Source organism: Candidatus Thermoplasmatota archaeon (genome assembly GCA_018814355.1).
Taxonomy (GTDB): Archaea; Thermoplasmatota; Thermoplasmata; order UBA10834; family UBA10834; genus COMBO-56-21.
The window spans coordinates 1-6,340 of sequence record JAHIZT010000003.1 but is presented as its reverse complement, the minus strand read 5'-3'; the positions used below and the strand labels follow the sequence as shown (position 1 = coordinate 6,340).

The following is a 6,340-nucleotide window of genomic DNA, read 5'->3' as shown; positions in this document are numbered from 1 at the left end:
GCCCATTCGGGAATCTTGTATTTTCCCACATATCGGGCACTTTCTGCTGCTGTATCTTGGGTCGACCTTGACCACTGGGATTCCTCTCCACGCAGCCTTGTACTCGATTATCTGGTGGAGCTTCCTCCGGGGCCACATGCTCAAACGTCGATTGAGATCTTTGCCCTTTCTCGGCCGAACTCCCTTCAGATCCTCGAGTACCACTGCCGATCTCTGCCTCTCAGCGAATGAGAGCACTGCATTCGCCACCTGGTGCATCCTGTAGTCCACGCGATGGTGCTCTCGGACGCCCTCTCCTCTGCACAAGAGGCGAGCCATGCGCCGGTCATGCGACTTCTTCTTCTGCAACTTTCTACGCCGGTCATGATGCCGCTGCTGGATGACGGCCACATCACGGTAGTCCGCCTTCACGACCACTCCGTCGTCTCCTTTGACGAACACTCCATCCAGGCTTCGCTCGTTCGTGTCGAGCGAGAGTGCAGATTCGGGAGTGTATGCTCTGGGAGCTTCCTTCCTGAACGCGATGATGACTCGGTCTGGAAGAAGAGTCAGGGATCCAAGGGTGAGGGTGATGTCGTCGAGGTACTTGCGATGATACTGGCTCACGACGAGGCACAGTCTGACGTGGCATCCCGCCCTAATTGGCAGATCGATGACCCCTTTTTCTCGGTCGAGCTTGTATGCCTGATTCACAGCCTTCATCATCAATCGCCTGACATATGGGATGTTGCGAGCAGCTCCTTTCCTGACCAATCTGCGATGGTTCTTCAGAATCCCAGCCGCGACTCCGAGGGCGGAAACGAGGTGCTTGGCATACATCTTCGGGTGCTCCTCCCGGAAGTCCTTGTAGGCCAGCCTCGATAGGGCGTTCCTAGAAGTCACACGCGCCTGAAGTCCTGTCCGGACTGCGTTGTTGACGGCCAGCCTGAAATCCTCGAGAAGGAACCTCGCGTCCACCGGAAGGCCGGAATCAAGACGAAAGACGACCCCTTTGAACAGCATCTAGTCCTTCAGAATCATCCCTTTATTATACCTGGCGGACTACATGTAGTGCCGGGGGGCCGACAGCCAACCTCCGAAGTCTTACCACCCGACTTTGGACAGAACCGAATCCGAGGAATCAGGATGGCGAAGGATATCAAGTACGAGTCAACAATCACCTGTCCCAAATGTGGTTTCAAGAGCACTGAGCGAATGCCGGCGGATTATTGCCAAATCGTCTACCAGTGCAAGAACTGCGGGCATATCCTGAATCCGAAGCAGGGTGACTGTTGCGTCTTCTGTTCATATGGGGATGTCAAATGCCCATCGATTCAGGAGATTGAGATGTCTGAAGGTTGAGCCCGCTCAGTAGACTACGCGACATTCAGCCACAAGTGGACCTCTCGGTAAGCATCCTGGGTCAGAGGCTGGCCTTCGGTGTAGAGAAGGAACTGGAGCTTCCACGTGCCTGGAGCTGTCAAGTCGAAGTCGAAGGTCTGGTTGTAGAACTGCAGATGCTGAAGCGTGAAGTTCTGTGCGATGCCAACATGGGGGGCGAGCGCATGGGTCTGAGCCCAGTCTATGGAGTATAGCGAAACGACAGTCGAATTGTCCGTGCTGTTCGTGAGCACGATCATGAGCGTGTAGTTCTGCGCCCTATGCTCGAACGACTTGATGGTCAGGAGGACGGTCGCGTCCTGCCCGACGGTCAGGTTTCTGGGGTAGTCGGTGGCCATCCCACCCGGGCCGAGGATCGCCAGCTGCGTGAACCTCTCCCCCACTCTCGGGGTCGTTATGGCCCATGCGAGCACCACGACCGATGCTATCAGCATCACCACGATTCCGATTGTGAGGATCTTGTCGACGAGCGGCATGCCCCTGAAGTCCATCTCGAAGTTGACAACGATCGCGAACCTCTCGTCTGCGGGAAGGCGCGTCCTTCGGTACCATCCCACAAGTGAGATACCGATGATGAAAGCAGACACAGTAGCGAGTATCGGGTCCAGTCTGATCCCCCAGGGTGTGAAGTTGAGCGCGAGACCGATCAGGGGCACGATAGCAATGCTCAGACCGAAGCTCAGCGCGACTCTCTCGATGCCGTCGATCTGGTCATTCTCGGGAAACAGCGCCGCGGTAGCAGCATATCCTGGCAGGAAGAGGACGAAGATGAGGCCAAGGACCTGCCTCACTGCGTTGTCTGGCGCAAGATACACAAGCGTTATGAGGATGAGTGCGAGCACCATGCAAGCTAGAAGGTCGTACGGTCTGTCTCGGACCTCGAAGTGGAATCTCCAGGTCCGTCTTTCGCTCTCTGCCATGACTGCTCCACTGTGAAACATATTACTCTATATGAAATGTAGCGCATCCGAGGACAGGATATTATAGAGCGTTCCCTCATTTCGAGTCCCTGTAGAGGACGAGTAAGGTCTTCAGCTACGACAGGTGCGCACTTTGCTGGTATCACACAAGATATTCATCAGCATGCTCGTATGGACCATCATCTCCATCCTGATCTCGTTGTCCGCCGGCATCGAGGTCCTGGCCACTCTTGAGCTCATCGGTCTTCTGGTGATAAGAGAGCTCACGGACGGCTTTCTGACAAAAGAGATTCGGCAGCGCATGGACTTCTTCATCTATGCCGGCCTTGTGCTCTTTGTTGTGGTAGTGCTCAGACGCGTCTGGCTAGTCCTTTCGTGATTATTTCTGCTCGAGCATCTTGCCGTGTCGCTCTCTCTCTCGCAGCAGGTACCTGACAAGCCCCGTCCGCCACTCGGGATGCTCCTGCATAGACTTCTCGAGAAGCTCCTCTTTGCTCATGGCCTTTGGCGGAGAAGGAGCCTCTTTCCGGAAGAATCTCAGTCCGAGCGCCTCCGAGATTGTGTTAAGCCCAGCTTTGATTTTCCGAACAGTCCAAGCTACCGTCTTATCGACAACGTCGGTGAAAATCCACAGCGTGAGGAAGAATGCTAGGAGTGCGATCATGACCTTCGCGTTGTCGGACACCTGTCCAGTGAACTGCATCGTCACTGCGATCGGGTCGAAGAATGTGCGATGGCTCTCATCGAAGAAGACCGCGGTTCTCCCGTTGCAGATCTCGTCGATAAGGTTGGCCCCGAAGATCCCGTTGTCCATTTGACCTGCCATGCCGTTGATGAGAACGCTCGGGTCGGACAACAAGAGTATCACGCCCGTTCCGAGATGCTCCCGCGCCGCGATGGGGAATGGCCCCCTCGGTTCTCCCCATTCCTGGAGCCTGTTGCCGTTCGTGTCTAGCCAGCTGGCGATGCTGGAGGACGCGATGACCTCTGTATCTCCGCTGATCGTCAATGACGAGGGATAGTTGAGCAGGAGGGTACTCACGTTCTTGGTGCTTGGGTCGGTTCTGAGGTCGAAGACGACGGAGAACTCGGGCTGCTTCTCGAACGACAGATCCATAACGAGTTGGTTCGAGAACTTCGAGACGGCTCCCATGCCGATGAGCAGACTGTTCCCTGTCCCGAAGTCGTCCGCCAGCAGCAGCTCTCCTCCGTTTCTTACGAAATTCCCGACAATCTCTCCTTCTGATGAGGTGAAAGTCTTTCCCGGGCCGATCACGACCAGTGCGCTTGTTGCCGGGTCGAGGCTGATCTCGTTAAGATCAAGCTGAGTGATCGTAATCTCAGTCCCCGTGGATCTGACCTGGAAATCTGGAACGAACTTGCCGGCATTGTATGTCAGGATTGCCAGCTTGCTGGTTCCGTTCCATCCAGAATTGAATATGGAGAAGTCGGCCGAAGTGGAGACTATTGGCGCGGCCATACTGATTATGAGCAGGACGACGGCAATAGCAATCGCGCCCACGGCAGCGAACCCTCTTCGCACTCTAACCTGCATGCGAGCCCTCCGCTGGCTTGACTCTCACGAGGTCAGTGAGGGCCGTGCTCATCATGACCGCATCATCATCTGAGAGCAATGCGCCGGAGTACAGCGCGCGCTCGAAAAGGATCGTGGCTCTATCTACAGGTCTGACCGGGAACCCGAGTATCTTCAGTATCCTGGCCACTTCCCAGTGAGTCATGCTTGTCCTTATCGCGATGTTCGCCTTTGCCGAAAGGAATGCCAGCAACCGATGGTAGTACCAGACTATCCTCTCGTTCGCATTGGTCGGTCCATCAGCTGCCATCAGTAGCTCCATCGCCATTCCTGCAATTTCCGCGGCGGTGGCAGGCATGGCTTCCGCCCCCTTCTCCAACGACTCAAGGACTTCAGTTCTTCCGGGCTGGAGACGCTTCCTCTTGTCCTTGATCTGGATGACTCTGATGGCAATCGCGGCACCCATGAGAACGAGCAACCAGAAGAAGTATGCGTACTGCCCGATGAAGAGATACGGGATGGTGTCTCCTGGTCCGAACGACCATTTGGGTATGATTGGCCAGAACGGGTACTTCACGACCTTCAGGCCGTAGACGGTGAAGCTCTGCTCATCCTGCGAATATCTCCAGATACTCTCGTGATGGAGGAATGCCGCAACTATCGTGTGTGTGCCCGTGGTCATCGATTCGGTGGACACTGCGAATGCGAATTCTCCATTCGGCCCTGTCGTCAAGTTCGCGACAACGATTCCATCGATTGAGAGAGTTATCTCCTGACCTGGCATCGGCGTGGTTCCGTTCGCGACGAGCGTGCCGTTGCCGACTACGTGGTATCCGTGGAAATAGCGTGTCTCAAAGAGGTTCAGATCGACGGAGGTCGGAATGTCTATGACAACAGTCGTGACATCCGAGGAGCTCGGCTCGTATGGCAGCTCGCCGACATAGAATGCCTGGAGCGTGTGTACTCCGTAACCCAGGTCGGACGCTTCCCAGAATGTCTTGTACCCTCCGAGCGTATCGGTTCGGAAAGACAGGTTCTGGCCGTCGAGCAAGAAATAGCATGACGCATCGGCAAGCGGTCGTTTTCGGAAGTCCTTCACTTGCACATCAGCATGCAGCTGGTCCTCCAGTCTCAACAGTTTGCTGTTGACATGCAACGAGATCGTTGTCGGAACGAGCAGTATTCTGATCGTGATACTGTCCGAGTTCAGGGGTCCAGTCGGCGTCATCGACGTCGCCTGGAGGACATGGGTTCCTAGCCAACTAGCATTCAACGGAATCGGGTAGGTGAAGGAGAATCTCCCGCCGGACGAAGTGATCGCTGAGGTGAGATCCGCCCCGTCCATCCGAATCGTTACGAGATGACCGACTGGGAACCCGCCATCGAAGTACAGGTAGCCTCCACCGGTGATCTGATCCCCGAGATAGTAGTCGCCGGCCGAGAGCCAGAGAAGGGAGAACGGCAGGCTCGGGTCCCACGGGACTCCTCCCTCGGTAACAAGGCGGTCTATTTCGACCTCAATCGAGTATAGGAGGTCTCTGAGCTGCTCGATGAGCGGGATCAGACGATTGTCCGTAAACGGCTGATTCCCCTCGACGACTAGGCCGATTATGCCGTCCGCAGAAACGAGCATGCTATCTATCGTTCTATTCATCTGGTCGATCAGCGCTTTGAATCTCCCGATGGAGTCGAGCGCGCTCACCATTTGTTCCTCAGTGAGATTCACGAGACGGGAAGCGGAGACCACATCATCTCTTGCCCCTAGAAGCGACACCTCCATGGATGAGAAGGAATCCATCTGAGCCGAGAGATCGTTGAAAGGAGGTAGCAACCTGCTCAGATTCTCGTAGCTGCTAGCTATGTCTCTGATCCTTTCCAGAATCCGTTCCGCTGGCGTCAGAAGTCCCCTTACCACGGTGAGGTTCTCTTCGACCTGGACCATGCTCTCGGTGTACATTTTTCCGAGGGCGTTCTCGGAATACGCGATTGATGTTCTGAGTAGCGCGATGATGACATCGAGATTGGATTTGACAAGATCGTAGTTCTCGTGCGGGATGTCTTCTGCTTTCGAGTTGAAAGACATGGTCGGGGAAAGCAGAAGCATCGCTACCGCTACTGATACAAGAAGCGAAACAACCCTACTAGGCGAAGGAGGTCTGCTGGTCATTTCAATCAGAAAGCAATGCATCGATTCAAAAAACCTCCTCTTCAAGTTGACGTTGGGTCTCTATTGCATCTGGCCGACCTCAAATCGGACATTCCACTACCATTCCTTTAGCGTAAGGGTGAAAACGACCGTATCTTTGCTGTTGTCAACGTCATCAATACACACAACTTTGCCCGTAGCCCGCGCTGCAGCAGTGAAGAGACACGCACAGCCGATGCATCCGACCTGTCGACAGGTGTCCGGCCTCTCCTTGCGCACTTTGCGACAGGCATCAATGAGGCCACTGTACTCGACTCGCAACACCGTTTTTCCTTCTCTCTCTTTGAAGTGGAAATCCTT

General features: G+C 55.0%; 7 protein-coding genes. 2 read left to right on the top strand and 5 right to left on the bottom strand.

The genetic code is table 11. From position 1 onward, the window contains the following. A partial coding sequence (locus KJ653_00120) for an IS200/IS605 family accessory protein TnpB-related protein (protein MBU0684246.1) occupies nucleotides 1–1,002 on the bottom strand: 1,002 nt, incomplete at its 3' end. A 123-nt stretch (nucleotides 1,003–1,125) separates the two neighbouring features. Between KJ653_00120 and KJ653_00115 the strand changes: the two genes are divergently transcribed. Continuing rightward, complete coding sequence (locus KJ653_00115; protein MBU0684245.1) at nucleotides 1,126–1,341, top strand: hypothetical protein; 216 nt, start codon at nucleotides 1,126–1,128, stop codon at nucleotides 1,339–1,341. A gap of 14 nt (nucleotides 1,342–1,355) precedes the next feature. Here the strand turns inward: KJ653_00115 and KJ653_00110 are convergent, their stop codons facing one another. Beyond that, nucleotides 1,356–2,300, bottom strand: a complete 945-nt coding sequence (locus tag KJ653_00110) for a DUF1616 domain-containing protein (GenBank protein MBU0684244.1) — start codon at nucleotides 2,298–2,300, stop codon at nucleotides 1,356–1,358. 133 nt (nucleotides 2,301–2,433) lie between these two features. On the opposite strand from KJ653_00110, the gene KJ653_00105 reads away from it, so the two are divergent. After that, entirely contained in the window at nucleotides 2,434–2,679 is a 246-nt protein-coding gene (locus KJ653_00105) for a hypothetical protein (protein MBU0684243.1), read from the top strand. Here the strand turns inward: KJ653_00105 and KJ653_00100 are convergent, their stop codons facing one another. From KJ653_00100 to KJ653_00090, 3 genes are all read right to left on the bottom strand, one after another. Continuing rightward, entirely contained in the window at nucleotides 2,680–3,855 is a 1,176-nt protein-coding gene (locus KJ653_00100; protein ID MBU0684242.1) for a DUF4350 domain-containing protein, read from the bottom strand. It lies immediately after the preceding gene. Beyond that, nucleotides 3,845–5,938 (bottom strand): DUF4129 domain-containing protein, encoded by a 2,094-nt coding sequence (locus KJ653_00095; protein MBU0684241.1) that lies wholly within the window; start codon nucleotides 5,936–5,938, stop codon nucleotides 3,845–3,847. Before KJ653_00095 ends, KJ653_00100 begins: the two co-directional genes overlap by 11 nt. A 159-nt stretch (nucleotides 5,939–6,097) precedes the next feature. After that, nucleotides 6,098–6,340 (bottom strand): hypothetical protein (locus KJ653_00090; GenBank protein MBU0684240.1); only part of this gene is annotated, 243 nt, incomplete at its 5' end.

What these genes read in the sequence shown, in the direction of transcription:
- KJ653_00100 (MBU0684242.1), bottom strand. Translation starts at nt 3,855, where the DNA reads ATGCAGGTTAGAGTGCGAAGAGGGTTCGCTGCCGTGGGCGCGATTGCT.
- KJ653_00115 (MBU0684245.1), top strand. Translation starts at nt 1,126, where the DNA reads ATGGCGAAGGATATCAAGTACGAGTCAACAATCACCTGTCCCAAATGT.
- KJ653_00110 (MBU0684244.1), bottom strand. Translation starts at nt 2,300, where the DNA reads ATGGCAGAGAGCGAAAGACGGACCTGGAGATTCCACTTCGAGGTCCGA.
- KJ653_00095 (MBU0684241.1), bottom strand. Translation starts at nt 5,938, where the DNA reads ATGCTTCTGCTTTCCCCGACCATGTCTTTCAACTCGAAAGCAGAAGAC.